The sequence below is a fragment of the Halocalculus aciditolerans genome, assembly GCF_014647475.1.
GTDB classification, from domain to species: Archaea; Halobacteriota; Halobacteria; order Halobacteriales; family Halobacteriaceae; genus Halocalculus; species Halocalculus aciditolerans.
Window position 1 is genome coordinate 1,199,096 of sequence record NZ_BMPG01000001.1, and the last position, 26,425, is coordinate 1,225,520.

Annotated in this window: 26 protein-coding genes; 11 read left to right on the forward strand and 15 right to left on the reverse strand. The window is 71.1% G+C overall.

The annotated features are described in order from the left end of the window. Positions 1–78 precede the first annotated feature (78 nt). The 6 genes from IEY26_RS06290 to IEY26_RS06315 form a co-directional block, all read right to left on the reverse strand. A complete protein-coding gene (locus IEY26_RS06290; RefSeq protein ID WP_188976934.1) occupies positions 79–1,911 on the reverse strand; it encodes a right-handed parallel beta-helix repeat-containing protein in 1,833 nt (610 codons plus the stop codon). Next, positions 1,911–2,204, reverse strand: a complete 294-nt coding sequence (locus tag IEY26_RS06295) for a hypothetical protein (protein ID WP_188976936.1) — start codon at positions 2,202–2,204, stop codon at positions 1,911–1,913. The genes IEY26_RS06290 and IEY26_RS06295 overlap by 1 nt, the downstream gene beginning before the upstream one ends. 57 nt (positions 2,205–2,261) lie before the next feature. Beyond that, a complete protein-coding gene (locus IEY26_RS06300; protein WP_188976938.1) occupies positions 2,262–3,062 on the reverse strand; it encodes a carbohydrate-binding protein in 801 nt (266 codons plus the stop codon). A gap of 307 nt (positions 3,063–3,369) precedes the next feature. Further along, positions 3,370–4,659 carry a UDP-glucose 6-dehydrogenase AglM gene (gene aglM / locus IEY26_RS06305; protein ID WP_188976940.1) on the reverse strand — a complete coding sequence of 430 codons (1,290 nt, stop codon included), beginning with the start codon at positions 4,657–4,659 and terminating at the stop codon, positions 3,370–3,372. 125 nt (positions 4,660–4,784) lie between these two features. Beyond that, positions 4,785–5,690: a polysaccharide deacetylase family protein gene (locus IEY26_RS06310; RefSeq protein ID WP_188976942.1), complete on the reverse strand. Its 906-nt coding sequence runs from the start codon at positions 5,688–5,690 to the stop codon at positions 4,785–4,787. Beyond that, positions 5,687–6,622, reverse strand: a complete 936-nt coding sequence (locus tag IEY26_RS06315; protein ID WP_188976944.1) for an NAD-dependent epimerase/dehydratase family protein — start codon at positions 6,620–6,622, stop codon at positions 5,687–5,689. Before IEY26_RS06315 ends, IEY26_RS06310 begins: the two co-directional genes overlap by 4 nt. A gap of 168 nt (positions 6,623–6,790) precedes the next feature. On the opposite strand from IEY26_RS06315, the gene IEY26_RS06320 reads away from it, so the two are divergent. Next, positions 6,791–7,057 (forward strand): hypothetical protein, encoded by a 267-nt coding sequence (locus IEY26_RS06320; RefSeq protein ID WP_188976946.1) that lies wholly within the window; start codon positions 6,791–6,793, stop codon positions 7,055–7,057. 15 nt (positions 7,058–7,072) lie between these two features. Here the strand turns inward: IEY26_RS06320 and IEY26_RS06325 are convergent, their stop codons facing one another. Together IEY26_RS06325 and IEY26_RS06330 are read right to left on the reverse strand one after the other, a co-directional pair. Then, complete coding sequence (locus IEY26_RS06325; RefSeq protein WP_188976948.1) at positions 7,073–8,080, reverse strand: sugar phosphate nucleotidyltransferase; 1,008 nt, start codon at positions 8,078–8,080, stop codon at positions 7,073–7,075. Positions 8,081–8,156: 76 nt separating this feature from the next. After that, positions 8,157–9,161, reverse strand: coding sequence for a DUF1616 domain-containing protein (locus IEY26_RS06330; RefSeq protein WP_188976951.1), 1,005 nt, complete (start codon positions 9,159–9,161; stop codon positions 8,157–8,159). 124 nt (positions 9,162–9,285) lie between these two features. On the opposite strand from IEY26_RS06330, the gene IEY26_RS06335 reads away from it, so the two are divergent. Together IEY26_RS06335 and IEY26_RS06340 are read left to right on the forward strand one after the other, a co-directional pair. Then, positions 9,286–10,608, forward strand: coding sequence for a right-handed parallel beta-helix repeat-containing protein (locus tag IEY26_RS06335; protein ID WP_188976953.1), 1,323 nt, complete (start codon positions 9,286–9,288; stop codon positions 10,606–10,608). An 81-nt stretch (positions 10,609–10,689) separates the two neighbouring features. Further along, positions 10,690–11,505 (forward strand): hypothetical protein, encoded by an 816-nt coding sequence (locus IEY26_RS06340; protein ID WP_188976955.1) that lies wholly within the window; start codon positions 10,690–10,692, stop codon positions 11,503–11,505. On the opposite strand, the gene IEY26_RS06345 is transcribed toward IEY26_RS06340, so the two are convergent. Genes IEY26_RS06345 through IEY26_RS06355 form a run of 3 tightly spaced genes read right to left on the reverse strand, consistent with a single transcriptional unit; the run spans position 11,502 to position 14,413 of the window. Then, positions 11,502–12,635 carry a glycosyltransferase gene (locus IEY26_RS06345; RefSeq protein ID WP_188976957.1) on the reverse strand — a complete coding sequence of 378 codons (1,134 nt, stop codon included), beginning with the start codon at positions 12,633–12,635 and terminating at the stop codon, positions 11,502–11,504. The genes IEY26_RS06340 and IEY26_RS06345 overlap by 4 nt on opposite strands. Continuing rightward, the gene (locus tag IEY26_RS06350; protein WP_188976959.1) at positions 12,622–13,380 is read right to left on the reverse strand and encodes an alanyl-tRNA synthetase; all 759 of its coding nucleotides are present in this window, start codon (positions 13,378–13,380) and stop codon (positions 12,622–12,624) included. The genes IEY26_RS06345 and IEY26_RS06350 overlap by 14 nt, the downstream gene beginning before the upstream one ends. Continuing rightward, positions 13,373–14,413: a GNAT family N-acetyltransferase gene (locus IEY26_RS06355; protein ID WP_188976961.1), complete on the reverse strand. Its 1,041-nt coding sequence runs from the start codon at positions 14,411–14,413 to the stop codon at positions 13,373–13,375. The genes IEY26_RS06350 and IEY26_RS06355 overlap by 8 nt, the downstream gene beginning before the upstream one ends. A gap of 177 nt (positions 14,414–14,590) precedes the next feature. On the opposite strand from IEY26_RS06355, the gene IEY26_RS06360 reads away from it, so the two are divergent. From IEY26_RS06360 to IEY26_RS06375, 4 genes are read left to right on the forward strand one after another with little or no spacing between them, the layout of a single operon-like run. After that, a complete protein-coding gene (locus IEY26_RS06360) occupies positions 14,591–15,520 on the forward strand; it encodes a glycosyltransferase family 2 protein (protein ID WP_188976963.1) in 930 nt (309 codons plus the stop codon). 45 nt (positions 15,521–15,565) lie between these two features. Further along, on the forward strand, positions 15,566–16,573 hold the full coding sequence (locus IEY26_RS06365; RefSeq protein WP_188976964.1) for a GDP-mannose 4,6-dehydratase: 1,008 nt from the start codon (positions 15,566–15,568) through the stop codon (positions 16,571–16,573). Continuing rightward, entirely contained in the window at positions 16,570–17,541 is a 972-nt protein-coding gene (locus IEY26_RS06370; RefSeq protein ID WP_188976966.1) for an NAD-dependent epimerase/dehydratase family protein, read from the forward strand. The genes IEY26_RS06365 and IEY26_RS06370 overlap by 4 nt, the downstream gene beginning before the upstream one ends. Then, positions 17,525–18,286 (forward strand): glycosyltransferase family 2 protein, encoded by a 762-nt coding sequence (locus tag IEY26_RS06375; RefSeq protein ID WP_188976968.1) that lies wholly within the window; start codon positions 17,525–17,527, stop codon positions 18,284–18,286. The genes IEY26_RS06370 and IEY26_RS06375 overlap by 17 nt, the downstream gene beginning before the upstream one ends. Here IEY26_RS06375 and IEY26_RS06380 read toward each other — a convergent pair. After that, positions 18,270–19,427 (reverse strand): glycosyltransferase family 4 protein, encoded by a 1,158-nt coding sequence (locus IEY26_RS06380; RefSeq protein ID WP_188976970.1) that lies wholly within the window; start codon positions 19,425–19,427, stop codon positions 18,270–18,272. The genes IEY26_RS06375 and IEY26_RS06380 overlap by 17 nt on opposite strands. 81 nt (positions 19,428–19,508) lie before the next feature. On the opposite strand from IEY26_RS06380, the gene IEY26_RS06385 reads away from it, so the two are divergent. Further along, on the forward strand, positions 19,509–20,675 hold the full coding sequence (locus IEY26_RS06385) for a glycosyltransferase (protein ID WP_188976972.1): 1,167 nt from the start codon (positions 19,509–19,511) through the stop codon (positions 20,673–20,675). Positions 20,676–20,786: 111 nt separating this feature from the next. Next, positions 20,787–22,301, forward strand: coding sequence for a lipopolysaccharide biosynthesis protein (locus tag IEY26_RS06390; protein ID WP_188976973.1), 1,515 nt, complete (start codon positions 20,787–20,789; stop codon positions 22,299–22,301). A gap of 39 nt (positions 22,302–22,340) precedes the next feature. On the opposite strand, the gene IEY26_RS06395 is transcribed toward IEY26_RS06390, so the two are convergent. The 3 genes from IEY26_RS06395 to IEY26_RS06405 form a co-directional block, all read right to left on the reverse strand. Then, a complete protein-coding gene (locus IEY26_RS06395; RefSeq protein ID WP_188976975.1) occupies positions 22,341–23,345 on the reverse strand; it encodes a TIGR04024 family LLM class F420-dependent oxidoreductase in 1,005 nt (334 codons plus the stop codon). Positions 23,346–23,444: 99 nt separating this feature from the next. After that, entirely contained in the window at positions 23,445–23,864 is a 420-nt protein-coding gene (locus tag IEY26_RS06400) for a pyridoxamine 5'-phosphate oxidase family protein (protein ID WP_188976977.1), read from the reverse strand. 58 nt (positions 23,865–23,922) lie between these two features. Further along, complete coding sequence (locus IEY26_RS06405) at positions 23,923–24,723, reverse strand: SDR family NAD(P)-dependent oxidoreductase (RefSeq protein WP_188976979.1); 801 nt, start codon at positions 24,721–24,723, stop codon at positions 23,923–23,925. A 152-nt stretch (positions 24,724–24,875) separates the two neighbouring features. Here IEY26_RS06405 and IEY26_RS06410 point away from each other — a divergent pair, with 152 nt between their 5' ends. Beyond that, the gene (locus IEY26_RS06410) at positions 24,876–25,676 is read left to right on the forward strand and encodes an N-acyl homoserine lactonase family protein (protein ID WP_188976981.1); all 801 of its coding nucleotides are present in this window, start codon (positions 24,876–24,878) and stop codon (positions 25,674–25,676) included. Further along, the gene (locus IEY26_RS06415; protein WP_188976983.1) at positions 25,673–26,134 is read left to right on the forward strand and encodes a PaaI family thioesterase; all 462 of its coding nucleotides are present in this window, start codon (positions 25,673–25,675) and stop codon (positions 26,132–26,134) included. Before IEY26_RS06410 ends, IEY26_RS06415 begins: the two co-directional genes overlap by 4 nt. Positions 26,135–26,425 lie beyond the last annotated feature (291 nt).

Consider the following 26,425-nt stretch of genomic DNA (forward strand, 5'->3'; position numbering starts at 1 on the left):
GGCCGACGCGGGCGAGAGACACGGTTTCGAGAGAAGGCGACTGCGAGAGAGACCGGCTGTGAGAGCGGCTGAGTCCGCTCAGACGATTCTGAGGTCGTCGAAGTAGACGGGGCCGGTGCCGCCGTACTGGAAGGTGTACTCGAAGCCGTAGCCGGTGTTGCCTTGGTTCGCGGACGTGGTGGTAGTGCCGGTGCCGAGTTCGACGCCGTCGGCGTCGAAGCACCGAATCCGAATCTGGTCGGGGTCGTCGACGCCCCACTCGACGCGGAAGGTCATCCACTCGCCGGTGACGGGCGTCATCTGAGCGGTGCCGAGTTCGGTCCAGCTGCCGTCGACGGATTCGGAGAGCTGGATGCCGCTCTCGTTGCTGTTGTAGCCAGCGCCGAGCCAGTTGTCCTGGTCGGCCACGCCGAAGCGGAGGATGGCGGAGTCGGCGGCGTCGGTGAAGTAGACGCGCGCCTGGAAGGTGGAGCCGTGCGGGATGGCCTTCTCCGTGGAGCGGATGTCCGCCCAGGCGGAGCGGCCGCCCGCGGTCTTGAGGGCGTTCGACCCTTCGGCGGCGCGGTCGGTGCTGACGTTGAAGGAGCCGAGGTCGCCCGCGTAGGGCGTGAGGTCGCCGCGTTCGAAGCCGTCGACGAGGCCGGCGTCGGTCTGGACGCCTTCGGAGACGGTGAGGTACTGGCTGCCGTCGTAGTAGCTGACGGGCGGCGCGACCCACCGCGAGCCGTCGTAGTAGTGGAGCGTTCCGGCAGTGAAGGCGAGGTCGCCGTCGCCGGTCGGCGTCGCGGCCTTGAGCACGGGGTTGACGTTGCTCGTGACGTCCTGCCCGCCGTCGGTCTCGAACGCGCCGAGGTCGGGGGCGTCGCCGTCGAAGTCGAGGCCGACGTCGGTGCCGGCGTCGACGGCGGCGCTCCCGGTCGTCAGGTGGAGGAACTTCGAACTGGAGGGGTCGGTGCTGGCGAAGTCGGGGTCGCCGACGTCGAGCGTCCACGAGTTCCACGCGTCGTCCACGGGGTCCTGGATGTTCACCGTGCCCTGCGAGGAGATGTTGTTCCGGAGGACGTGCTCACCGGCGGTGAAGTAGAAGTTCGTGGGGTTGTCCCACGCGGTGCAGTTGTAGACCTCCATCGCCACTTCGGCGGTGTTGTAGTGGATGCCGCGCCGGCGGTTCTGGTAGGCGACGCAGCGCGTGACGAGGTGGCCGCCGCTCGGCACGTCGCCGCCGCCGAGCTTGAAGCCGTTCCCGTCGCCCGCGGGGTTCCCGTCGAGGTCCCAGCCGTTGCTGTGGGCGACACAGCCGCTGAGGCGCTGGCCGGTGCTCTCCCAGAGGTCGAAGCCGTCGTCGGAGTTCCCGTACGCGACGCAGTCCTCGACGACCGTGTCGGTCGCCTGCGAGACGGCGAAGCCGTCGGCGTTCCCGCCGCCGCTCGACGGGTCGTAGTTGTAGCGGGAGACGCAGTCGCGGAGGACGGTGTTCGCGGAGACGCGGACGTGGAAGCCCGCGCCGCTCGTCCCGGGGTCGCCGCCCGAGTATTCGACGGTGACGTTCTCGACGGTCACGTCCGTGGAGTCGCCGAAGACGTAGACGCCGTAGCTCGGCGCGTTCCGCACGGTGAACCCGCGGACCTCCCAGTGCGAGCACTTCCAGAGGCGGAGGCCGCCGGTGTCGCCGCTCCCGAAGTCGAAGACGACGTCCGCGCCGTCGACGGCTTCGAGGCGAATCGGCGCGCTCGCCGTGCCGTGCTGGTCGGAGCCGTCCGCGAACCCCGACTCGTCGTACGTGCCGCCGCGGACGTAGCCGGTGTCGCCGGCTTCGAGCGCGCTCAGCAGGGTCTGGAGCGACGCGAACGGCGCGCTCGACGAGCCCGCGTTACTGTCGCTCCCGTCCGGGGCGAGGTAGTAGTCGGCCATTAGCTCGTGTCGATCCAGAGGTCGCCCGCGACCGGGTCGGCGGGCTCGCTCTCGGAGACGAACACCCGGCGGAGCGTCCCGAGTTCGTTCCACGCGTCGCCGTCGCCGAGGTAGACCGACCCCGTGTCCGTAGAGAGGTACTTCGCGCCCTCCTTCGGCGCGTAGTCGTCGCGGTTCGCCTCCGTGTCTCGGATTTCGACGTCGGTGTCGAGCGATTCGAAGTTCGTGTTCAGCGGTACGTCCCAGTCGAGCGTGCCCTTCGCGGGCGTGTTGTAGTTGTGGTTCTCAGTCATGTCTCTCGGAGTCGGTGTGGTCGTCGGGCGTCACGTCTCGCCGGGCGGCGACGTCGGTCACGTCGACCCCCCGTAGCCGAGCTGGCCGTAGCCCTGCTCGGCGTAATCGTCCTCCGGCGCACTCGTCGTCGTCGTGGTCGTCGTCGTGGTGGGTTCCGTCGTCGTTGTGGTCGTCGACGTGGTGGTGGGCTCCGTCGTCGTCGTGGTCGTCGTTGTGGGTTCCGTCGTCGTTGTGGTCGTCGTCGTGGTGGGCTCCGTCGTCGTCGTCGTCGTTGTCGGTGTCGCGGCGGTGTCGATGCGGAGGGTGTAGCTGCCAGCGCTCTCCTGGATGTTGACGATTTCGACGTAGTACGTCCCGGAGGCGTCGGTTTCGGTGACGGCCGCCGGGGCGTCCGCGCCGACGTAGCGGAGGTCGAGCATCTCGCCGGCGTCGTCGTAGACGACGACGCCGGTGATGCCGGTGGCCGCGTCGCGGTCGAAGACGACGTCGAAGTCGCCGTCGACGCTGAAGCGGTACCAGTCGACCTCGGCCGCGTCGAGGGTCGCGCTGACGTCCGCGTCGGTGCGAATCGCCGTGGCGGTCCCGAGCCGGTCGTTCGGCTCCGACTCGGCGATGGCCGTCGCGGCCAGCGTCGCGGCGGAAACCTGCATCGGCGCGCCGCCGTACCCGTATGCCGCGACGGTGCCTGCGGCCGTGTCACCGTCGATGACGCCGCTGCAGCCGGCGAGACCGCCGATTGACGCCGCGGCGACGCCGGCGAGCGTGAGGTACGAGCGGCGTTCGAGCCGTAAGTCGCGGCCGGGTGGCTGGTCGTCCGAGTCGTCCGAATCGCCGGTCGGGGGGGAGTGTCGTTTCATGGTCGTCCCGTGCTGAACGGTCGAGCGGTGACGGCCGACTCCCGTCCCGTCGCTCGCTGCCGGGCGGACCGCGCGCCGCGCCGTCGAACCGTGGGGGGAGTAGTCGCCATCACCGTATTCTCAGTGCCCCCAGCGGTAAAAACATATTGTGACTGATAACTAGTTAAGCGTTCAACACCTACGTACGCGCATTCAAACTACCGTATCACTAGAATATATAGAGTATCTGACTACGTCGAGGTGCGCGCTAGACCCCTCGCTCCCGGGAGAGGAATCCACGGTGAACCCGCGAAAAGCGTGTTGAGTGTTACCAGGTGAGGCCTTCGTAGACGAGGCCGTCGCGGCGCTCGACGATGTGGCGGCCGTCGACGACCACCGGGGTGGCCATCGCGTCGAACTCGGCGTCGAGGTCGGCGAACTCCTCCCAGTCCGTCGTCACGAGCGCGGCGTCCGCGCCGTCGAGCGCGTCGGCCGCCGACGCCGCGTATTCGATGTCGGGGAAGTGGCGTTTCATTCGCTCCGTCGCAATCGGGTCGTAGCCGACGACCGTCGCCCCGCGCTCTAAGAGCCCGCGAATGACGGGAATCGCGCGGGACTCGCGGACGTCGTCCGTCCCCGGCTTGAACGCGAGGCCGAGCACCGCGACGCGCGCGCCCTCGACGTCGACGTGACGCTCCAGGAGGCCCAGCATCCGCCGAGGCTGCTTCTCGTTCACTTCGACCGCGGCTTCGAGGAGCGACGGCTCGTAGCCGACCTCGCGCGCCGCCGCGATGAGCGCCGCGACGTCCTTCGGGAAGCAGCTCCCGCCCCACCCCACGCCGCTCGCGAGGAACGACGAGCCGATGCGGTGGTCGAGCCCGATGGCCTCCGCGACCTCGTAGGCGTCCACGTCGTACTCCTTGCAGATGTTCCCGATCTCGTTCATCAGGCTGATCTTCGTCGCGAGGAACGCGTTGTTCGCGTACTTGATGATTTCCGCCTCTCTGAGCCCCGTCTCGACGACGTGCGTGTCGACCTGGCTCGTCAGCGGCGCGTAGATTTCGCGGAGCAACGCGGCGGCGCGCGCCGTCTCGCTCCCGAGCACGACCTTATCGGGCCGCATGAAGTCGTCGACGGCGCTCCCCTCCCGGAGGAACTCGGGGTTCACGCCGACCTGCAGGCCCTCGCCGACGGTCAGCCCCGAGGCGTCGGCGACCGCGGGCGCGACGACCGTCTCCGTGGTCTTCGGCACGACCGTGCTCTTCACCACGACGAGATGCTCGTCCTTCCCCGCAATCGCCTCGCCGAGCGCTTCCGCGCCCGCTTCGAGGATGGACGTGTCGATGGTGCCGTCTTCCATGGAGGGCGTCGGGAGCGCGACGAACGTCGCGTCCGTCTCCGCGATGGCGTCGTAGTCCGTCGTGGCGCGCAGGCGGTCGCCGACGTTCGCCGCGATGCGGTCGTCGAGTCCGGGTTCGTGGATGGCGGCGTGCCCGTCGTTCAGCGCCGCGACCGTGTCCTCGTCGATATCGACCGCGGTCACGTCGTGGCCGAGGTCCGCGAAGCACGCGGCGACCGTCGTCCCGACGTACCCGCTCCCGAGAACGCTCAGTTTCATGCCTGGACTGTCGGCAGAACACCGCTTCAATATTGGGATACGGCGAACGAACGGCGCTCCGACCACCACCCACGTATCGAACCCCGAAACCCGGCTAAAACGTCTTCGGTGCCCGCTTTCGGGCGCTACGAGTGCTGCGTGCGGAGGGCGTCGTGGACGTGGTCGACGGTCGCGAAGGAGTATCCGCGGTCGTCGAACGCGCGGATGGCGCGTTCGAGCACGCCGAACCCGTCCGGGTTCCGGGCGTAGACGGCCTTGTAGAAGGCGGGGAGGTCGTCGTAGGCCGGCGGCGTCACGAGGTCGTGCATGTGGATGTTGAACATCACGACGGGCGGCGGGCGGCGGCAGAGGAGCGTCGTGTACGGCCGGCCGAGCAGGCGGCAGTAGGAGAGCGCCGTGGGCACGCGGACGCGCTCCGAGTACACGGTAAAGGGAATCTCGAAGAGGTCGTGGGCGTCGAGGTAGTGGGGAGTGGTCGGCGCGCCGTTGCGGCTGAAGCGGCCGGGTCGCCAGGAGGGGAAGAGGCTGGCGTCGAAGGCGTACCCTTCGTCGACGAGGACGTCGTAGTCCTCGGGGCGGACGTTGCCGTCGGGGACGCGGTAGCCGACGGGGTCGCGGTCGAAGAAGTCGCGGTAGCGCCGCGTGCTCTGCCGTATCTCGCCTTCGAACTGGGTGCGGTCGCGGCGGCGGTGCGTGTGCGAGTGCGGGTGGAAGCGGACGTCGACGCCCGCGTCTCTAAGGGTTTCGACGGCTCCGGGCCGCCGGTCGAGTACCGCGGTCTGCACGAAGCAGGTGAGCGGGACATCGTAGCGTTCGAGGAGCGCGGCGAGGTCGTCGACGGCGTCGAGCGCGTCGAACGAGGGCGTGGTGACGGCGGTGCCGAAGTCGCGTTCGAGGTCGAGCGTCAGGAGGACCTGCCGGCGGACCGGCCACTCGGTGGCCTGCGCGTGCGCCCACGGCGCATCGTCGGACGCCGCGGGTTCGAGGACGCGCGTTCGATCCGTCTCCGCCGCGGTGGAATCCGCGGTCATTCGTCGCCCCCTCGTCGCGACGTCACGAAGTCGTCGAGCCCGTCGCGGAGCGCGACCGTCGGTTCGTAACCGAGGCGCTCGCGGGCCTTCGAGACGTCTGCGAGGCTCTCGCGGATGTCACCCGTTCGCGCCGGGCCGTGCTCGATAGCGACGTCCGCGTCCGTCACGTCGACGACGGTCTCCGCGAGTTCTCGGATCGTCACGCTGCTCCCCGTGCCGACGTTGTAGGCTTCGCCGACGGCGTCCGTCGTCGCCGCGCGGAGGTTCGCCTGCACGACGTCCTCGACGTGGACGAAATCCCGCGTCTGCCCGCCGTCCCCGTCGATGCGGAGCGGGTCGCCGGCGAGCGCGCGGTCCACGAACGCCGTGATGACGCCGCTGTAGTCGCCGCCGCGCTGCCCCGGCCCGAAGACGTTGAAGTACCGGAGCGCGACCGTATCCAGCCCGTAGAGGTCGTGGTAGAGGCGGACGTAGTGGTCGGCGATCAGCTTCTGCACGCCGTAGGGCGACAGCGGCCGCGTCTCGTCCGTCTCCGCGACCGGCACCGACTCGGGGCGGCCGTAGATGGCCGCGCTCGACGCGAAGACGACGCGCGACCCGACGGAGCGCGCGGCCTCGAGGACGTTCAGCGTCCCCGTCAGGTTCACCGCGTTCGTCTCCGCGGGCGCGTCGACGGACTCGGAGACGCTCACGACGGCCGCCTCGTGGAAGACAACGTCCACGCCCGCCATCGCGTCCGCCACCACGCCGGCGTCCCGCACGTCGCCCTCGACGAACTCGACGCTGTCCGGGAGTCTCGATGGCTCGCCGGACGCGCCGCTGTCCAGCACGCGCACGTCGTTCTCGTCGACGAGCGCGTCCACGAGGTGTCGACCGATGAACCCCGCGCCGCCCGTCACGAGCACCGTCTCGCCCGCCACTCGCTCGCTCATCACGCGTCCTTCACGCGGCCGGCTACTAAAACCCACACTCACCACTCCCGACTCACACTCGCGGGCCCTCGCCCACGCTCGCCGGCCCTGACTCGCGCTCACTGGCCGGCCCGCACTCGCCGACCGCAGGGCCGAACAGTTAGGTGGCGGCGGTGGAAAAGGGGCGGTATGGTCGAGCAGCGCCTCCGGTTCGTCGGGCTGAACGTCGCGTGGCTCCTCGGCACGCTGCTCGTCTTCGTCTCGCTCGGCGCGTTCGACGTCGGCCGCTTCCTCGTCGTCGGCGTCGTCGGCTTCTTCCTCACCGCCGAACTCACCGCCACCTACGGCGTCGAATCCGCGTGGCGGTGGCGCGTCCGCGCCGTCGGCGTCCTCTGGGTCCTCGTCTTCGGGGCCGTCGTCGTCATGAACGTCGCGCGCATCATCTCGGAGATCTAGCGCTCGTTCTCCCGCTCAGAACTCGACGCGGCTGTTCGCGCCGACGTTCAGGCGGTCGGCCGTATCGGAGAGGAGGACGGAGTCGCCGACGAGGCTCCGCTCGACGTTGATGCCGGTGAGCGTGCTGTCGCTCCCGACGATGCTCTCGCTGACGATGCTGTGGTTGATTTCGGTGCCGCGGTCGATGCTGACGTGCGGGCCGACGATGCTCGACTCGATGGTGACGTCCCGGCCGATGTCGACGGGCGGGATGACGAGGCCGTTCTCGACGTCCGTGTCACCGGAGCCGCCGCGGCGGTCGAGGAGGACGGCGTTCGCGTCGAGGAGGGTCTCGGAGCGCCCGCAGTCGTACCACTCGTCGACTTCGGCGGCGGCGAGCGACACGCCGGCTTCCAGCATCCGCTGGAGCGCGTCGGTGAGCTGGAACTCGCCGCCCGCGCCCGTCTGCCCCGCTTCGATGAGCGCCTCCAGCGCGCCGAAGAGCGCGGGCGTGTCGTCGACGGCGTACAGCCCGCTGATGGCGTAGTTCGACTTCGGCTCCTTCGGTTTCTCCGCCAGCCGCGTGATGCGGTCGTCCGCGCCGAGCTCGACGACGCCGTAGTTCTGCGGGTCCGTGACCTCGCGCACGCCGATGGTCCCCGCGGCGTCCGTCGCCTGGTGCGCGTCGAGGAAGGACTCGTAGCCGTCCACGAACAGCATGTCGCTCAACACGACGAGAATCGGGTCGCCCGCGACGTCCTCGCGCGCCTGATAGATGCTGTGCCCGAGGCCGCGCGCGACCTCCTGTTCGGGGAAGGAGAGCGAGAGGTCGTCGCCGTACGCCTCCGTCGCGTACTCCGTGATCTGCGAGCGGAGCTCGCCGCCGACCACGACGACGACGTCCTCGATGTCCGCGGCGATGAGGCGGTCGAGGATGTGGCCGAGGAGCGGCTTGCCAGCGAGCCGAACCATCACCTTCGGCTTCGTGAGCGTCTGGGGGTAGAGCCGAGTGCCGCGCCCGGCCGCCGGAATGACTGCCTTCATACCCGGTAGTCCGCCGGTCCGACAATCAATGTGTCGACGAACGCTCCCGAACGCCTCGCTGCCCGCCGTCTCGCCGTTACGCCGTCGCGTCCCCGGTGTCGTCCTCGACGGTCACCCAGACGTGGGCTTCGCGGTCGGCGTTCTCCGGGGTCGGCTGGTCCGGCGGCGCGTCCACGTAGAGGAGGTAGGCGAGTCGGAGGTTCTTCCCCGTCATCGTCGGCTGGACGGTGACGTCGCGGCGGTCGGTCGCGCCGTCGGCGACGGTGAGGGCGAATCGGTCGAGCGTCGCCGTCTCGGTCACGGTCGCGTCCCGCGGCGGGCCGTCGAGTCGCTGGAGGACGACGACGACGGTGTATTCGACCGTTTGGCCTTCGTGGTTCTCGACGCCGAGGCGGACCGTCGCCGGCTCGCCGAGCGTGAGGTTCTCGGGGTAGTTCGCAGCGGTGAGTTGGCCGCTCTCGCTCGCCGTGACGATGGAGAGTTCGCTGAACTGCTCGCCGGACGGCTGGGAGACGGCGGCGGAGACGACGCCGCCGGCGGCGATGACGACGGCGAGCGCGACGACGACGCCCGCGACGGTCTCGCGGTCGGGGTTGCGGACGAGGCGGCGGAGCGTGGCGGCCCAGCGCGCGCCGGGGCGGTAGCGGTCGGCGGGCGGGAGGCGGCGGCGGCGCACGGCCGCGACGGCGCACGCGACGAGCGTGAACCCGACGAGAACGCCGATGACGGGGCCGGTCGTGATGGAACCGCCGGCGAGGTCCGCGGCGATGCCGAGGAGCGGGGAGACGACGAGCGCGAGCGCGCCGGCGAGCACGGCGCGCGTGAACCCGTCGAGGTAGTGGACGCGCTCGATGTCGACGGGGCTGGCCTCGCGGTCCCCGACGGGGCCGCGCGGGAAGAGCGCGGCGACGAGCGCGTAGCCGGGGAGGAAGAAGCCGACGACGGCGAGCGCGGCGCGGACCGGGCCGCGCCACGGCGCGTCGGCGACGGTGAGCGCGGCGACAGCGACCGCGAGCAGCGCGACGACGACGAGGTCGACGGGCGCTCGCGAGTCCGCGTCGGCGTCGGTCGGTGAACGCATTGGTCGTGGTTCGGCGGCGAGCGAGAAAAACGGTTCGGGGACGCGAACGCCTAAGGACGCTCGGGCCGAATCTGCGGGGCGTGAACCGATTCGGGCGCGCGTCGTCGACGAGCGGGGGACGGGAGTGACCGCTCGACGGCCGTCGGACGACGCCGATAGCGACGCGGGAAGCGACGAGAGCGGTGAGCCGAGCGGGGTCTCCCGCCGCGCGGCCGTCGGTCTCGCCGTCGGTCTCGCCGGCGCGCTCGCCGGCTGCCCGCGTCCCGGCGACCCCGCGGCGAACGAGACGACCACGACCGGCGAGCCGACGACGACTGAGGAGCCGACGCCGATTCCGGACCCGCGCGCGTACTACGTCTCGCCCGACGGCGACGACGGAAACCAGGGTAGCGACGACCAGCCGTTCGCGTCGCTCCGCCGGGCGTTCCGCGCGGTCGCCCCCGGCGACAGCGTCTACCTCCGCGGCGGCACGCACCGCGTCGCCGGGCACGTCCGCCTCACGTCGGTCGAGGGAACGCCGAACGCGCCCGTCACCGTCGCGAGCGCGCCGGGCGAAGCCGCCACCATCGACTTCGTCGAGGAGACCGTCGGCGGCCTCCAGATTCGGAACTGCGAGCACGTGCACGTCCGCGACCTCACCGTGGAGAACGCGCCGAGCGACGGCGTCCTGGTGACCGACGGCTCGCGGAATATCACTATCGAGGACGTCGTCGTCACCGGCTCCGGCGGCGACCGGAACGCCAGCGGCACCGGCGTCCTGCTCTACGACACCACTGACTGCACGGTCCGCCGCGTCGTCAGCCGCAGGAACTACGACCCGTCGAGCGGCGGCGGGAACGCCGACGGCTTCGACGTCGGCCAGTCGCCCGGCGCGGTCGTCGAGGACTGCGTCGCGCACGGGAACTCCGACGACGGCTTCGACCTCTGGGAGGGCGTCGACATCACGCTCCGCCGCTGCGTCGCCTTCGAGAACGGCTGGGACCCCGACGGGAACCCCGCGGGCGACGGGAACGGCTTCAAGCTCGGCGGCGGCTCCCTCCCGAGCGGCGACAGCCGCGTCGAGCGCTGCGTCGCCTACCGGAACCGCCGGCGTGGATTCGACGACAACACCGCGACGCGCGCGCTCACCGTCTACAACTGCACCGCGTGGGACAACCCGACCGGCTTCCGCTTCGACTGCCAGAGCGGCCGGAGCTGCCCGGCGCACGTCCTCCGGAACAACCTCAATCAGGACGGCCGCATCTCGACCGCCAGCGGCGTGGACGACGACGTGAACTCGTGGACGCTCGACGTCGACGACCCCGGTTTCGCGAGCACCGACCCGTCGAGTCGGGACTTCCTCGCGCTCACCGCGGACAGCCCGGCCGTCGACGCCGGCACCGACGTCGGCCTCGCCTACGTCGGCGACGCCCCCGATCTCGGCGCGTACGAACGCCGCAGCGAGTAGAGCAGGGTTTAACTCGGTGCGGGCAGTCTCCGTCCGTGTATGCGAATCACGTGGAACCGTCTGCCGCTCGGGGTCGCGTAGATGTCGCGCGCGAACCGGTGGCGGCGCGCCGAAGGTGACGCCGAACGCGCCGCCGCCTACGACTACCGGCGTATCGGCGTCGGCCTCGCCGTCGTCGGCGTCATCGCCGCCGTCGCCGCCTACCTCTCCCCGGAGAGCCAGTCGCGCGCCGTCCTCCTCGTCCTCGCCGGCATCGGCGTCTACGGCGGGCTCCTCCTCTTCTGGCTCCGCACCGGCACGACCGGCGCGCGCCCGACGGACCGCGTCTACGACGCGCACGCCTCGACGCTCGCCGCGCTCGCTGCCGACCGCGACCTCCGCGACACCCGCATCTACGCTCCCGTCGACGCCGACGCGGATGCGGAACTCGCGGAGCACCTCGACGAGGCAGACGGCTCGTTCGCGCCCGTCCGCCTCTTCCTCCCGGCCGAATCCGACGACGGCCTCCCGCCGCAGTCCGCGCTCCGCCCCATCTTCGCCGACGGCGACGCCTACGACGGCGCGGTCGTCTACCCCACGGGCGCGGCGCTCTGGGAGGCCTTCGACGAGATGACGACCGCCGACAGCTCCCCGTCACCGACGGACCTCGCCGGCCACCTCGCCGAGGGCGCGGTCGGCGGTTTCGACCTCGCCGACGGCGTCGACGTCGAAGTCAACCTCGACGACGGCAGCGTCACCGCGACCGTCACCGGCGCTCGCTACGGCTCACTCACTCGTCCCGACCATCCGATTCCGTCGTTCCTCGCGACCGGCCTCGCGGTCGGCCTCGACCGCCCCGTCGAAGTCGCCGCCCGCGGCGACGCCCGCTTCGACTGCCGCTTCCACTGGGAGAGCTAGTTCGTGAGACCGTCGACGAAGGCTTCGTAGGCGTCGAGCACGCGGTCCGGCGCGAACTCGTCCGCTCGCGCGCGCAGTCGCTCTCCGTCTGCTGGGTCGTCGAGCGCGTCGAGGAGGGCGTCGGCGAACGCGGCGTCGTCGCCCACGGGGACGAGTCGGCCGTACGCGTCGTCGCCGAGTATCTCCCGCGGCCCGCTCGGGCAGTCCGTCGAGACGACCGGGCAGCCGCACGCGAGCGCCTCGATGAGCACGGTTGGAAGGCCCTCGTAGCGCGAGGAGAGCGCGAACGCCGACGCGCGCGCCATGTAGGGCGCGGGGTCCACGAACCCGGTGAACGACACGGCGTCGGCGAGCCCGCGTTCGGCGGCGAGCGTCTCCAGCGCCTCCCGCCGCGACCCCGTGCCCGCGAGAACGAGACGGGCGGTCGGTCGGCGAGCGTGCACGCGCTCGAACGCGCGGAGGAGCGTGTCGAGGTCCTTCTCGGGTTCGAGCCGCCCCACCCAGAGAATCGGGTCGAGGTCCGCCGCGAAGAACGGGTGGTCGAGCGGCGCGGCCGCGCGCTCCCGCACCGCTTCCACGGGCACGAGGTTGTAGAGCACCGCGACGTCCGCGGGGTCGACGTTCGTTCCCGCGCGCACGCTCTCGGCGACGCCCTCGGAGACGGCGACGACGCGGTCCGCGCGAGCGTACAGCACTGACGCGAGGCGCGCCGTCACGTCGCGCGTGCCGCCGCGCGACATCCCGAACGTCGAATGCTCCACCGGCACGACCGGCGTCTCCGTCCGCGCCACCTCCGACGCCGCGAGCGCGACCACGCTCGCGTACGTCATCACCGAGAAGAGCACTCGAGGTTCTCGCCGTCGGAGGTAGCGCGCGAGCGCCGGCACGCTCGCCAGCACCCCGACGCCCGGGACGACGCGCGTGTCGAAGTCAACGAGCGTAACAGACGAATCGACCTGTCCCCGGAGCTCGCCGCCCGGATACGAACAGACGAGCTCGACGTCGTGGCCGCGCGCCGCCAGCCCGTTCACGAGGTCCACCGTCACCCGCTGTGCGCCCCCGACCGTCAACTCCGGGAGGTAGAACGAAATCGGTCCCGTTCGACTCCCGGGACGCTCAGGCGTCGACATCGTCGCCCTCGTCCGCCTCGGACGCGCCGTCGCCGTCGGCGGCCTCGTCGACACCGTCGTCGGCGTCGGCCTCGCCATCGCCGTCCGCTCCGTCGCCCGCACTGTCGGCGCTCGCCGTTTCGCGGGCGTCGAGTTCGTCGCGGAGGCGGGCGGCGACGGTCTCGGCGGCGTCCGGGAGGCGGGCGGCGTCGCCGCCGCCGGTCGCCATTTGCCCTGTTCCGCCGGCGTTCCCGCCCGCGGCCTGCGCGACCTCTTTCGCCACGTCCGACGCGGCGTGGTCGAGGCCGCCGGTGACGGCGACGGCGAGCGTCCCGTCGCCCGCGACGACGATGGCGACGCCGGCGACGCCCTCCGGGGCGGCCTTCGTGAGCGCCTTCGCGTCCGCGAGTTCGCCGTCCGAGAGGTCGACGACGGCGACGAACGGCTCGTCGAGACTCCCCTGTCGGGCCGTCCACCAGCGCGCCGCCCAGTTCGCGCGGGCGCGTTCGAGGTCGTTCGTCAGCTCGTCGACCTTCCCGGTGAGCGCGGCAACGCGCTCCGGGAGGTCCTCCGGTCGCGTGTCGAGGAGGCGCGCCGCCTCGGCGCTCGCCCCGTCGTCGGTCGGGCGCTCCGCCGCCGCGGGGGCGGTCCACTCGCGGCTGACCGTCAGGCTCGCCCGCAGGGAGGCTTCGCGCTTCCGCCAGTAGCGTATCGTCGCGAGGAGCGCGACGAGCAATCCGAGTTCGATGAGTCGGTCCTTATTCATGGATGAATCGTTTGAGTCGAGGGCCGACGGCGCGGTTCGTGATGACGCCGCCGAGGTACGGAGTGATTGCGCCCGCGCGGCTGTACCCTTCGAGGGACGCGCGGCCGGTGCGGTGCGCCGGCGTGACGAAGCTCGCGAGCGGGAACTCCCGGCCGCCGAAGGCCGCCTTGAAGTCGTGGACGGTGGAGCCGGGGCGGGAGCGCCCGCAGTCGAACACGTCGAGGTCGCCCGCGCAGGCGTCCTCGATGGCGGCGGCGTAGAGGAAGTGGTTCGGGCGGGCTTCCCACGCGCGCTGGTAGGAGGCGTTCGACCACACCATCCGCGTGCCGTCGTGGTCGAGCGCGAGCAGGCCGCCGACCGTCTCGCCGTCCGCGTCGTCCGCGAGGAAGACGTGGCAGTCGTCGCCGAACAGCGTCTCCAGCGCGGTGAGGAAGGAACGCGGGAACTGCGGGCTGCCGAGGCGGCGCATCGTCGCGAGATAGATGGGGTAGTACTCTTCGACCGTTCCTTCGCGGAGGGTGAGCCCGGCGGTGGCGGCGCTGCGGAGGCATCGCCGCGTCGAACTCGCGAACTCGGTCTCGCGGACGGCGTCGTAGTCGCGGTCGGCGTCGATGCGGATGACCGCGCCCGTCTCCGTCGCGCCGTAGCCCGCGGGGTTGTAGCCGCGCGCGCCCCGCCAGCGGGCGTCCTTCACGACGCGCGCGCCCAGCGGGCCGACGTCGGCGGCGAGCGCGCGGAACACGCCCACCTCGTCCGCCTCGGGGGTGAGCAGCGGGAAGCCGTACTCGCAGAAGGGGTTCACGACCGTCCGGCCGCCGAGGCCGCTGATCGAGAACCCGGGGACGACGGCGGCGAGCGCGTCGCTCCCCGTCTCGTAGACGAATCGGTGTGCGGGGTCGTAGTCGAAGCCGACGTCGACGGCGCGACACCACTCCCGCGTGTGGAACGGTGTCGCCTCCGGATGGTCGGCGACGGCGGCCGTCCACGCCTCCCGCTCGGGGTCCGCCGAGCGGAGTTCGTACTCGCTCGGCACGTCACCGGCCCTCCCGGCGGTCGACGCCGCGCCGCGGCTCTTTCGCCATAGCGCGAGGTACTCGTGTCCGCCACATAACGGTTGTCGTGAGCGAGTTCGACGACGCGGGCGAGCGCGCCGCCGACCGGGCGGCGGCGAGGGATAAACGCAAAAGACCCCCGCCGGCGTAACCAGGGTATGGCTCGGCCCCTCGTCAGCGTCGTCCTCCCGACGCACGACCGCCCGGAACTCCTCCGCCGGGCGGTCGAGACCGTCACGGCGCAGACGTACGACCGCGTGGAGCTCGTCGTGGTCGACGACCGCTCCGAGCGCCCCGCCGCGGACGTCCTCGCCGAGGTCGACACGAGCGGGCTGGAAGCCGTGGTGTGCGAGCGCCACGACCGGAACCGCGGCGGGAACGCCGCGCGGAACACCGGCATCCGGACGGCGGCCGGCGAGTTCGTCGCGTTCCTCGACGACGACGACGAGTGGGAGCCGGCGAAACTCGAACGCCAGGTCGCGGCGTTCGAGGCGGGCGGCCCGGACATCGGGGTAGTCTACACGGGCTCGCGGTACGTCCACCGCGACGGCGAGCGCGTCCTCATCGACCACGTCCACGGCGACGTCACGGACGCCCTCCTCGCCGGCGCGAACGTCGCGGAGTTCTCCGCGCTGATGGTGCGCGCGAGCGTCATCGCGAACGCCGGGCTGCCCGAGGAGTGCCTGCGGAGCTGGCAGGACCGCGAGTGGCTGCTCCGCCTCTCCCTCCACTGCTCGTTCGAAGTCGTCCCGGAGCCGCTCACGATTCGGCACTGGGACCACTCGGGGCGCATCGGCGAGCAGTTCGAGTACCGCCGGGACATCTCCTTTCCCATCATGCTCGACCGCCACCTCCCGCTCGCCCGCGAACGCGGCCTGGAGCGGCAGTTCGTCGGGACGCTCCGGCAGACGCTCGCCATCTCCGCGGCGCAGAACGGCTACTACCGGGAGGCCGTCCGGCAGGCCTGGCGCGCGCTCCGCGTCGACCCCTTCCTCATCACGGCGTGGCTCTACTTCTGGGCGTGCCTCGGCGGCGAGTGGACGTACCGCCCGGCAGCCCGCGTCATCGCGCTCCTGCGGTCGTTGTAGGCAGGCGACGCACACGCTTTTGGTGTCCGGCGGCGACGGGCACGTATGCAGATTCTCGTGACGGGCGGGGCCGGGTTCATCGGCGGCCACCTGGCCGAGTCGTTCGTCGCCGACGGCCACGACGTCGTCGTCTTCGACAGCTTCGACGCCTACTACCACCGCGGCATCAAGGACCACACGGTGGAGCGGTGTCGCGCGGTTGCGGCGGAGAGCGAGGGGTCGTACACGCTGCGGCGCGGCGACATCCGGGAGCGCGAGGACGTGCGCGCCGCGTTCGACGCCGCCGCTCCGGACGTCGTCTACCATCAGGCCGCGCAGGCGGGCGTCCGCATCAGCGTCGAGCAGCCGACGCATCCGAACGCCGTGAACGTCGGCGGCACGCTCACCGTCCTCGACGCCGCCCGCGAGACCGGCGTCGACCGCGTCGTCATCGCGTCGTCGTCGTCGGTCTACGGGAAGACACACTACCTCCCCTACGACGAGGACCACCCGCAGGAGCCGGTGAGCCCGTACGGCGTGACGAAGCTCGCCGGCGACCACTACGCCCGCGTCTACGACGACCTCTACGACCTCTCGACCGTCTGCCTCCGCTACTTCACCGTCTACGGCCCGCGGATGCGCCCCAACATGGCGATTTCGAACTTCACCTCGCGGTGTCTGAACGACGAGCCACCGGTCATCTACGGGAACGGCGCGCAGACGCGTGACTTCACGTACGTCGACGACGTCGTCGCCGCGAACCGCACGCTCCTCACGAGCGACGCCGCGGACGGCATGGTCTTGAACGTCGGGAGCGGCGACACGATCGACATCACCGAGCTCGCGGAGACCGTCCGCGACCTCGTGAACCCCGACCTCGGAATCGAGCACCGCGAGCGCATCGCGGGCGACGCCGAGCACACGCAGGCGGACGTCTCTCGGGCGCGCGACGTCATCGGCTACGAGCCGACGACGCCCATCCGCGAGGGCGTCGAGCGCTTCGTCGAGTGGTATCGGGCGAACCGCGAGTGGTACGAGCCGCTCGTCGTCGCCTCCCGGGAGGGCGGCTCGTGACGGCGGTCGTGACGGGCGGCGCGGGGTTCGTCGGCAGCCACCTCTGCGAGGCCCTGCTCGCCGACGGCCGCGAGGTCGTCTGCGTCGACAACTTCTCCAGCGGCCGCGACGCGAACCTCGACGCGTTCCGCGACCACGAGGCGTTCTCCGTCGTGCACGCGGACGTCCGTGACCTCGAACCCGACGACCTCCCGGACGCGGACCGCGTCTACCACCTCGCCTCCCGCGCGTCGCCCGCGGATTTCGTCTCGCAGGCCATCGACATCGGCGTGACGAACACGGAGGGGACGCGACGCGTCCTCGACTACGCCCGCGAGGCGGACGCGCGCGTCGTCTACGCGTCGACGAGCGAGGTCTACGGCGACCCGGAGGTCCACCCGCAGCCCGAGACCTACACGGGGAACGTGAACATCCGCGGGCCGCGCGCGTGCTACGACGAGTCGAAGCGCTTCGGGGAAGCGCTCACCGTCGCTTACGAGCAGTCCTACGGCCTCGACGTGCGCACGGCGCGCATCTTCAACACTTACGGGCCCCGGATGCGCCTCGACGACGGCCGCGTCGTCCCGAACTTCGTCACGCAGGCGCTCGCCGGCGAGCCGCTCACCGTCTACGGCGACGGCGGGCAGACGCGGAGTTTCTGCTACGTCGACGACACCGTCGCCGGCCTCCGCGCGCTCATGGACGCCGAGGGCCTCGGGGGTGACGTCGTGAACGTCGGGAGCGACGTCGAGACGAGCATCGCCGACCTCGCGGAGCGCGTGAACGAGCGCTGCGGGGGCGCGGGCGTCGTCTACCACTCCGTGCCCGAGGACGACCCGCGGCGGCGCTGCCCGGACCTCACGAAGGCCCGGCAGGTCCTCGGCTGGGAGCCGTCCGTGTCGCTCGACGACGGCCTCGACCGGACCATCGACGCGCTCCGCGGCGGGCGCGGCGGAAGCCGAGGAGGTGGCGATGTCGCCCGCGATTAGCGTCGTCGTCTGCACGGTCGCGGACCCCGACGACACCGGCTGCCTCCGCGCGCTCGACGCCCAGGACTTCGACGACTACGAGGTCGTCGTCCGCGACGACCCCGGGCTCGCCGCCGCGCGGAACGCCGGCGTCGAGGAGGCGCGCGCGGACAACGTCGTCTTCCTCGACGACGACGCGACGCCCCGCGACGGCTACCTCGCCGCCGCCGCGGACGCGCTCGCGGCGAACCCCGTCGTCGCCGGCCGCATCCACCACCCCGGCGGCGGCCCCGTCTCCCGGCTCGTCGGCGGCTACGACAAAGGCCCCGAGCGCCACTACGTCACGCCCGTCGACGGGTCGTTCCGCCACGGCCGCACCGGCGTCACCGGCTGCAACATGGCCTTCCGGAAGTCGGTCTTCGAGCGCGTCGGCGGCTTCGACCCGCGCTTCGCGTGGGGCCACGAGGAGACGGATTTCGTCCGGCGCGCGGTCCGCGCGGGCTTCCGCGTCCTCTACGAGCCCGACATGGCCGTCGACCACTGGTACGCGACCTCAGTCCGGGATTACTGGCGGAAGATGTGGGCGTTCGGCCCCGGCGACGTCGCGTTCGACCGGAAGTGGGAGACGCCGCTCCGCGAGCGCCTCCTCTCGTTCCTCCTCCCGGTCCGCCTCGGCCCGACGCCGACCGCGGGCGTCGTCGCGACCGTCGGCAACCTCGTGCGGAACGCGAGCTACCTCCGCGCGCTCCTCAGCCCCCGTCAGTAGACGCCGGTCGCTCCGCCCCTGTGAGGTCGGCGTAGACGCGGGCGAGGTCGGCGTAGACGCGGTCCCACGTGAAGCGCTCGCGGACGACGTCGCGGTTCCGCTCGCCGACGATGCGGCGCTCCTCGGGATTCTCGAGGTACTGGCGGACGGCGGCGGCGACCGCGCTCGGCGTCGGATGGGGGGCGAGCACGCGGCCGTTCTCCGGGTCGGCGACGACGTCGGCCGTCGCTCCCGCCGGCGTCGCCACCACCGGGAGCCGGGCGTTCATCGCCTCCAAGAGCACGGTCGGCAGGCCCTCGGAGGTGCCGATGGAGACGAAGACGTCGGCGGCGTGGTAGGCGGCCTTCAGCTCCGAGAAGGAGAGGTCGGCGAGGAAGCGCGTGCGGTCGTCGGCGCGTTCCTTGAGTTCCGTGACGTACTCGTCGTCGCCTTTCCCGATGACGAGCGCCTGCACCTCCGTGTCCGGGAGGTGGTCGGCGACGGCGTCGACGAACCGGTCGGGCTGCTTCGAGGAGACGAGGCGGCCGACGTAGAGCGCCACCGGCACGTCCGGGTCGATGTCGTAGGTCTCGCGGAAGTCGTCGACGTCCGCCTCGGGGACGTCGTACTCGGCGGGGTCGATGCCGTTCGGGACGACGGCGACGCGGTCGTCGTCGACGAAGAAGTGGTCGTGGAGGCGTTTGCGCTCGGGCTGGCCGAGGACGACGACGCGGTCGACGCGCGAGAGGATGTACTGCGCGACCGGCCAGTAGGCGTACGGGAGGAGTTTCGAGAGGAGGCCCTCGCGGGGGAGGTGGACGCCGTGAATCGTCATCACCACGGGCGCGTCGTCGGGGAGGGCGAGGACGGCTTCGAGGCTCGGGAGGAACCACGGGCTGTGGAGGTGGTAGACGTCCGCGTCCGACCCCCGGAGGTGCGCGAAGAGCTCGACGGAGAGCGGGTTCCGGAAGACGGAGAGCGTCGTCTCGCAGTAGACGGTGTTCGCGCGCTCGGTGCGGGGGCCGCCGCCGAAGCTCGCGTCCGTCGTCACGGTCTCCGTCGTGTGGCCGTCGGCCTCCAGCGACTCGTTCAGCCGAGCGACGTAGTTCTCGATCCCGCCGAACGACGGGTGGTAGACGTGCGAGACCTGAACGACGTGCATACGCGCCCCGACGCAGGCGCTCGGCAAGGAACTTCCGCTCGCAGGGGGTGCGTTTATGCACGCGCCGGGTCAGATTCCCGTATGACCGGCGACGACCGCGTGGACCTCTGGCTGTTCGTCACGGCGCTCTCCGTCGGCGGCGCGGAGAAGACGCTCGTCGACCTCGCGAACGACCTCGACCGCGAGCGCTACGACGTGACGGTGTGGACGATCTTCGAGCAGAATCCGCTCGCCGACCGCCTCGACGACCACGTGACGCTCCGCACGCTCGGCGTCGAGGGCGTGACGAGCGCCGACCACGCGTTCGCCGTCGAGGGCGCGGCCGACCCGCTCGACTACGCCCGCGCGCCCGTCCGCTTCGTCCGCGCCGCCCGCCGCGACCGCCCCGACGTCATCCAGTCCTTCCTCCCGAGCGACAACATCCTCGCGCGCGCCGCCGGCGTCGCCTGCCCCGACACGGTCGTGATCACGGGCGTCCGCCTCGTCCCCACCGGCGAGGACGACATCAGGCAGGCGATCGATAACTGGAGCTCGCGGTTCGCCGACCACGTCGTCTCGAACTCCGCCGCGGGCGCGCGCTTCGTCCGCGACTACGGCGTCCCCGAGGAGCGCGTGAGCGTCATCCACAACGGCCGCGACCTCTCCCGGTTCGAGCGCGACGCGCCCGAGGGCCTCCGCGACGGCCTCGGCCTCCCGGCGGACGCGCCCGTCGTCGGGACGGTCGGCCGCCTCATCGACCGGAAAGGCCACGACGAACTCCTCGACGCGTGGGTGACGGTCCGCGACGAAGTACCGGACGCCCACCTGCTCGTCGTCGGCGACGGCCCGCGCCGCGCCGCCCTCGAAGCCCGCGCGAGCGACCGGGGAGTCGCCGACTGCGTGCACTTCACCGGCCTCCGCGACGACGTCCCCGACCTCCTCGCCGCGATGGACGCGTTCGCCTTCCCCTCCCACTACGAGGGCCTCCCCGGCGCGCTCCTCGAAGCGATGGCGGCCGGCCTCCCCTGCGTCGCCACGCCGGTCGACGGGAACAGCGAACTCCTCACCGCCTACGAGACCGGGCTGTTCGTCGGCGTCGACGAACCCGACGAGCTCGCGTGGGCGCTCGTCCGCGTCCTCCAGAACGACGCGTTCGCCACCGATCTCGGCGACGCCGCCGCCGCACGCGCCCGCCACACTTTCTCCCTCGACCGGATGACGACCGCGTTCGAATCGCTCTACGAGCGACTCCTCGCCGACTCCCGGTAACGAACTACCTAAGGCGGACGCGGGAGAACGAACGGCCAACGCGACGCGGCCGCCCCCGCACTCGGTCCCGGTCTCGCGCTCGGGCTCGGCCCGCTCGCACCTCGTCCAGCCATGACGCCCGTCCCGAACCGCCTCCGCTCGCTCAGAACGCTTCTCACGCCGAGCGGCGGCCTCGCGACGAAGACCGTGCGCTCCGGCGTCTGGCTCACCGCGACGAACGTCGTCGTCCGCGGCCTCGAACTCGTCTCCCTCCTCGTCCTCGCGCGCATCCTCTCGCCCGCGGACTTCGGCCTCATCGGCATCGCCCTCCTCGTCCTCACCGCCCTCGACCAGTTCTCCAACCTCGGCCTCGGCGCGGCGCTCATCCAGCACCGCGCGGACAACGTCGACCGCTACCTCGACACCACGTGGACGCTCCAGATCGTCCGCGGCGTCCTCCTCGCCGGCATCACCTACGTGCTCGCCGCCCCCGCCGCCCGGTTCTTCGCCGCACCGGAGGTCGAACCCATCATCCAGGTCATCGCCGTCCTCCCGCTCCTCATCGGCCTGCGGAACCCCGGCGTCGTCTACTTCCAGAAAGACCTCCAGTTCCACCGGCAGTTCACCTACCTCGTCACGAACTCCGTCGTCTACTTCGTCGTCACCGTCACCCTCGCCGTCCTCTGGGGGTCCGTCTGGGCGCTCGTCTTCGGGAACATCGCCGCGCGCGTCAGCGACATGCTCGCCTCCTACCTCCTCCACGACTACCGCCCCCGCCCCCGCATCGACGTCGACGCCGTCCGCGAACTCGTCGGATTCGGGAAGTGGGTCACCGCCTCCGGCATCATCTACTTCTTCACCGACGAAGGCGACGACTTCGTCGTCGGCTGGCTCCTCGGCGCGGCCTCCCTCGGCCTCTACCGCCTCGCCTACCGCGTCGCCCTCGCCCCCGCCACCGAACTCACCAACGTCGTCTCCACCGTCATGTTCCCCGCCTACTCCAAACTCAAGGGGAACGTCGGCGACGTCCGCGCCGCCTTCCTCCGCACCATCCAACTCACCACCGCCGTCTCCGTCCCCGCGAGCGTCGGCGTCATCGTCGTCGCCCCCCTCTTCGTCGAAACCGTCCTCGGCACCCAGTGGGTCGAGATGACCGTCGCCCTCCAGATTCTCTCCCTCTACGGCCTCTTCCTCTCGCTCTCCTCCTCTTTCACGCCGGTCTGGCTCGCGATGGGGAAACCCGACTACACCGCGAAAATCGGCGGCCTCCGCGTCGTCGCCATGGCGCTCGTCATCGTCCCCGCCACCACCGAGTTCGGCATCGAAGGCGCGGCCGCCGCCGCCGGCGCGGCCTACGTCATCGTCGGCCTCCCGCTCGAACTCTACCTCGCCACCCGCCTCCTCGACTTCTCGCTCGCCGGGTTCGCCCGCGAACTCGCCTACCCCCTCACCGCCGCCGCCGCCATGGCCGCCGTCGTCCTCACCGCCCGCAGCGCCGTCGAAACCGGCTTCCCCACCCTCGACCTCGCGCTCCTCATCCTCCTCGGCGTCGCCGTCTACGCCGCCGTCGCCCTCCTCTTCATCAAACGCCTCGGCTGGCGGCTCGAACGCAACGTCAGAGAACTCGTCACCGCCTTCAGCGGCTGACCGCGAAGCGATTCCTCATTCGACGGCCGCGCGAGCGGCTTACCGCTCGGGCGCGAGGGCGTCCATCGTCGCGTCGATCTGGGACTGGTCGGCGGCGCGCGGGAAGCCGATGGCGACTTCGTCGACGCCTTCGAGAGATTCGAGCGCGGCGAGGCGGTCGCGCGCCTCCTCGGGCGTGCCGGCCGCGGCGACGTCGTCGAGGAGGTCGTCGCCGACGAGACCGACGGCCTCGGCGTGGTCGCCGTCCTGCCACGCCTCGTAGACCGCGTTCGCCGTCTCCCCGTACCCCTGCCGTTCGAGCGCGTCCCGGTAGAAGGTACCCATCCCCCCCACGTAGAACCCAATGTGTTGACGTGTTAGGTTCCGGGCTTCTTCGGGGTCGTCGAGCGCACAGCAGGTGGTGACGAGGGTGACGTGGATGTCGTCGGGGTCGCGGTCGCCGAGTGCCGCGCCGCGTTCGAGGTCGGCGAGGCGGTCGTCGAGGCCGGAGTCCGTGAGCATGAGGGCGTGCCAGCCGTCGGCGAAGCGGCCGGCGAGCTCGACGGCTTTCGGTCCCATCCCCGTCACGTCGACGGGCGGCGCGGGGTCGGGGGCGTCACAGCGCAGGCGGAACCCGGAGAGGGAGAAGTCGCTGCCGTCGTAGGTCACGGTGTCGCCCGAGAGGACCTGCTTCACGACTTCGACGGTCTCGCGGGTTCGCCTGAGGGGATTGCCGTAGTCGACGCCGTGCCAGTTCTCGACGACGACGGGGCCGGAGGGGCCGATGCCGAGGCGGAAGCGGCCGTCGCTGGCCTCCTGGAGCGTCGCGGCGGTCTGTCCGAGCAGGGCGGGAGAGCGCGAGTACGTGTTGAGGATGCTGGAGGCGAGGCCGATTTTTTCTGTGCGTTCGGCGAGCGCGGAGAGGACGGCGACGCCGTCGCGCCCCCACGTCTCGGGGAGCGCGACGCGGTCGTAGCCGAGTTCCTCCGCGCGTTCGCCGAGTCGCACGAGGTCGTCGAAGGAGTCCTGTGCCGCCACCGGGAGGTGCACGCCGCGTTCCGTCATACTCCACCCGTCTCGCTCCCTCACCAAAAACCCGGAGGAAACCACCTACTCGCGTTAACGCGAACGCCCAAACGAATTACCGGTGGTCGAGAGCCCGGGTCAGCCGCCGGTGAGGACTTCCTCGGGGCGGATGCGGAGGAGGACGCGTTCGCTCTGAATCGGCGTCGCGTAGTCGTCGCCCGTGTAGCGCCGGGCGAGCTCGTCGATGTGCTCGCGCGCGCCGTCGGTCGTGACCTCGTCGACTTCGCCGGTGACGGAGAGGAACCGGTAGGGCGTGTCGGGGTCGGTCATGCTCACGGAGACGCGCGGGTCGCGCTCGACGTTCTTCGCCTTCCGGCGGTGGCGCTCCGTGTTCACGAGCAGGCGGTTCGCGTCGGCGTCGTAGTCGACCCAGACCGGCGTCGTGTGCGGACTCCCGTCCGCGTTCAGCGTCGTCACGTGCGCGTAGGTCTCCTTCTCGAAGAAGTCGCGGAACTCCCTCGGGACCGCTTCCTCGCTCGCATCGTCGGTTTCGCTCATACCGACGGGTTCGATCGGGAGTCAGTTAGGTGTACTCCCGACGCCTCGACGTCGACGCTCAGACGTCGGGGGCTTCGTAGAGGTTCGGGGGGCCGGTGATTCTGACGGACTGCCCGGTGACGAAGGAGGCGGCGTCGCTCGCGAGGAACCGAACGAGGTCGGCGACCTCCGCGGGCGTACCGACCTCGCGGGCGGCGTCGTCGCGGGTGTCGGGGCGCGGAATACCCATCGATTCGACGACTTTCTCGGTGGCGATGAAGCCGGGGGAGACGGCGTTCACGCGGACGTTCGCGTCGGCCCACTCGGCGGCGAGCGTCCTCGTGAGGGAGACGACACCGGCCTTCGCGGCGGAGTAGGGACCCATGCCGGCGACGCCGTACTCGCCCGCCATGCTCGCGGTGTTGACGACCGCGCCCGACTCGCCGTCGCGGAGCGCGTCCGCGAACGCCGACGTGACGTTGTACGTCCCGAGGAGGTTCACCTCGACGATGCGTTCGAACTCCGCGTCGTCGAGCTCGTGGAGCGGCGCGAGCGCGCCGCCGCCGCCCGCGTTGTTCACGAGGACGTCCACGCCGCCGAACGCCTCTACAGTGGCCTCGGCGAGCGCGGCGACGTCCTCGCGGTCCGTCACGTCCGCCTCGACGGCGACGACCTCGCCGGGGAGGCCGGCGAGCTCGTCCGCCACCGCGTCCACGTCAGCCTGCGTCCGCGAGCAGATGACGACGTCCGCGCCGTCCGCCGCGAACGCTTCAGCCGTCGCCCGCCCGATACCCGACGACCCGCCCGTCACGACCGCCGTCTTCCCGTCGAGACTCGACCGCGACCGCACGCCCTCCGTCGTTTCGAGTGATTCAGTCATCTGCTCGGTTGGAGGGGCCGTCCGCCGAAAAGCCCGGAGGACGCCGCGGAACTCGCCCGTTCCAGTGCGGTGGCGTGCCACGCCCTCGCAGCGTTCCATGGCACGGGTAACGCCACCCGTGGTTATACGGTGACGGCGCGAACCCATGGAGTATGGTCGACATCGACGTTCACGTTCTCGACCGCGGTCACATCACGGCGGACCGCGCGTTCATGATCGACGGCGACGCGATGGGGACGCTCGACGCGCCGCAGCCCGAACACCACGTCATCGAGAGCCCCGTCTACAACCTCCTCCTCGACACGCCCGACGGCGTCGTCCTCTGGGACACGGGCAGCCATCCGGATGCGGGGGACGGCTACTGGCCGGACCACCTCTACAGCGTCTTCGCACACGAGGACGCGAGCGAGCACACCCTCCCCGGCGAGCTCGACCGACACGGCTACGACCTCGACGACATCGACGCCGTCGTGATGAGTCACCTCCACCTCGACCACGCCGGCGGCCTCCGCCACTTCGATGGGACGGACGTGCCGGTGTACGTCCACGAGCGCGAGATCGAGTACGCGTATCGCTCGGCGAACACGGCCACGGGGAGCGTGGCGTACTTCCAGCCGGATTTCGACCACGACCTGAACTGGCAGGTCGTGACGGGCGAGCGCACGCAGTACTTCGCGGGCGTCGAGTTCCTCCACCTCCCCGGGCACACCCCCGGGCTGCTCGGCCTCCTCCTCCACCGCGACGAGGGGACGCTGGTCGTCGCCGGCGACGAGGTCTACCGCCGCGAGAACTACGAACAAGGAGTCCCGATGAGCGCCGGCCTCCTCTCCGGCCTCGACGACTGGCGGGAGAGCCGCGCGCGAGTGCAGGATCTCGCGCGACGCCACGACGCCCCCGTCTTCTGCGGGCACGACCAGCGCGACGTCGACCAACTCGAGGCGATCGTCGAATGAGCCACGAGTCGAACCCGCACGACGCCGACTCGGACCCGAAGGCCTACCTCCAACACCACGTCGACGAACACGGCTTCCTCGGGTGGCTCGACCTCACGGTCGAAGCGGTCGACGAGGACGGCCTCGTCCTCTCCATCCCGTACGCGGACAAGCTCGCGAACCACGCGCCCGGCCACGCCGGCCGCGTGCACGGCGGCATCGCCGCGACCATCGTCGACACCGCCGGCGGGCTCGGCGTTCACTCCCAGCTCGACGACTTCACGAGCGCGGGCGTCGCCACCATCGACCTCGACGTCTCCTACCTCCGCCCCGCCGTCGGCGACCTCGTCGCCACCGCGGACGTCATCCGCGTCGGCGGCACCGTCGGCGTCGCCGTCATCACCGTCGAGAGCGACACGCCGAACGACGGCTGGAGCGAGGTCGCCGTCGGCATGGGGTCCTTCCGCATCTTCAGGTAACGCGGTTCGGAAGGAACGCCGTCGACGCGACTGAGAACCGCGGTGAGGCGAGCGGGAGCGAACGAAGTGAGCGACACGCGAGTGGCGCGGTTCGGAGCAAACGCGGTTCGGAACGAGGCCGCCGAAGGCGGCCGAGTGAGAACCGCGGAAAGGTGAACGGCGACCAACGGGAGCCGTGAGCCCGCGCGGAGCGGTGAGGGTGTTCGTGGAGAGGGTGGGATGGGGGTGATGGCCCGTGAGCGATGACGGTGTCCTCGGAGAACGCGGGAGTGGCGTGCCGTGCTCCTCCGA

What these genes read in the sequence shown, in the direction of transcription:
- IEY26_RS06330 (WP_188976951.1), bottom strand. Translation starts at nt 9,161, where the DNA reads ATGCGTTCACCGACCGACGCCGACGCGGACTCGCGAGCGCCCGTCGAC.
- IEY26_RS06295 (WP_188976936.1), bottom strand. Translation starts at nt 2,204, where the DNA reads ATGACTGAGAACCACAACTACAACACGCCCGCGAAGGGCACGCTCGAC.
- IEY26_RS06290 (WP_188976934.1), bottom strand. Translation starts at nt 1,911, where the DNA reads ATGGCCGACTACTACCTCGCCCCGGACGGGAGCGACAGTAACGCGGGC.
- IEY26_RS06340 (WP_188976955.1), top strand. Translation starts at nt 10,690, where the DNA reads ATGTCGCGCGCGAACCGGTGGCGGCGCGCCGAAGGTGACGCCGAACGC.
- IEY26_RS06315 (WP_188976944.1), bottom strand. Translation starts at nt 6,622, where the DNA reads ATGAGCGAGCGAGTGGCGGGCGAGACGGTGCTCGTGACGGGCGGCGCG.
- IEY26_RS06350 (WP_188976959.1), bottom strand. Translation starts at nt 13,380, where the DNA reads ATGAATAAGGACCGACTCATCGAACTCGGATTGCTCGTCGCGCTCCTC.
- IEY26_RS06405 (WP_188976979.1), bottom strand. Translation starts at nt 24,723, where the DNA reads ATGACTGAATCACTCGAAACGACGGAGGGCGTGCGGTCGCGGTCGAGT.
- IEY26_RS06390 (WP_188976973.1), top strand. Translation starts at nt 20,787, where the DNA reads ATGACGCCCGTCCCGAACCGCCTCCGCTCGCTCAGAACGCTTCTCACG.
- IEY26_RS06380 (WP_188976970.1), bottom strand. Translation starts at nt 19,427, where the DNA reads ATGCACGTCGTTCAGGTCTCGCACGTCTACCACCCGTCGTTCGGCGGG.
- IEY26_RS06320 (WP_188976946.1), top strand. Translation starts at nt 6,791, where the DNA reads ATGGTCGAGCAGCGCCTCCGGTTCGTCGGGCTGAACGTCGCGTGGCTC.
- IEY26_RS06410 (WP_188976981.1), top strand. Translation starts at nt 24,876, where the DNA reads ATGGTCGACATCGACGTTCACGTTCTCGACCGCGGTCACATCACGGCG.
- IEY26_RS06360 (WP_188976963.1), top strand. Translation starts at nt 14,591, where the DNA reads ATGGCTCGGCCCCTCGTCAGCGTCGTCCTCCCGACGCACGACCGCCCG.
- IEY26_RS06385 (WP_188976972.1), top strand. Translation starts at nt 19,509, where the DNA reads ATGACCGGCGACGACCGCGTGGACCTCTGGCTGTTCGTCACGGCGCTC.
- IEY26_RS06345 (WP_188976957.1), bottom strand. Translation starts at nt 12,635, where the DNA reads ATGTCGACGCCTGAGCGTCCCGGGAGTCGAACGGGACCGATTTCGTTC.
- IEY26_RS06300 (WP_188976938.1), bottom strand. Translation starts at nt 3,062, where the DNA reads ATGAAACGACACTCCCCCCCGACCGGCGATTCGGACGACTCGGACGAC.
- IEY26_RS06325 (WP_188976948.1), bottom strand. Translation starts at nt 8,080, where the DNA reads ATGAAGGCAGTCATTCCGGCGGCCGGGCGCGGCACTCGGCTCTACCCC.
- IEY26_RS06395 (WP_188976975.1), bottom strand. Translation starts at nt 23,345, where the DNA reads ATGACGGAACGCGGCGTGCACCTCCCGGTGGCGGCACAGGACTCCTTC.
- IEY26_RS06375 (WP_188976968.1), top strand. Translation starts at nt 17,525, where the DNA reads ATGTCGCCCGCGATTAGCGTCGTCGTCTGCACGGTCGCGGACCCCGAC.
- IEY26_RS06365 (WP_188976964.1), top strand. Translation starts at nt 15,566, where the DNA reads ATGCAGATTCTCGTGACGGGCGGGGCCGGGTTCATCGGCGGCCACCTG.
- IEY26_RS06400 (WP_188976977.1), bottom strand. Translation starts at nt 23,864, where the DNA reads ATGAGCGAAACCGACGATGCGAGCGAGGAAGCGGTCCCGAGGGAGTTC.
- aglM (WP_188976940.1), bottom strand. Translation starts at nt 4,659, where the DNA reads ATGAAACTGAGCGTTCTCGGGAGCGGGTACGTCGGGACGACGGTCGCC.
- IEY26_RS06415 (WP_188976983.1), top strand. Translation starts at nt 25,673, where the DNA reads ATGAGCCACGAGTCGAACCCGCACGACGCCGACTCGGACCCGAAGGCC.
- IEY26_RS06310 (WP_188976942.1), bottom strand. Translation starts at nt 5,690, where the DNA reads ATGACCGCGGATTCCACCGCGGCGGAGACGGATCGAACGCGCGTCCTC.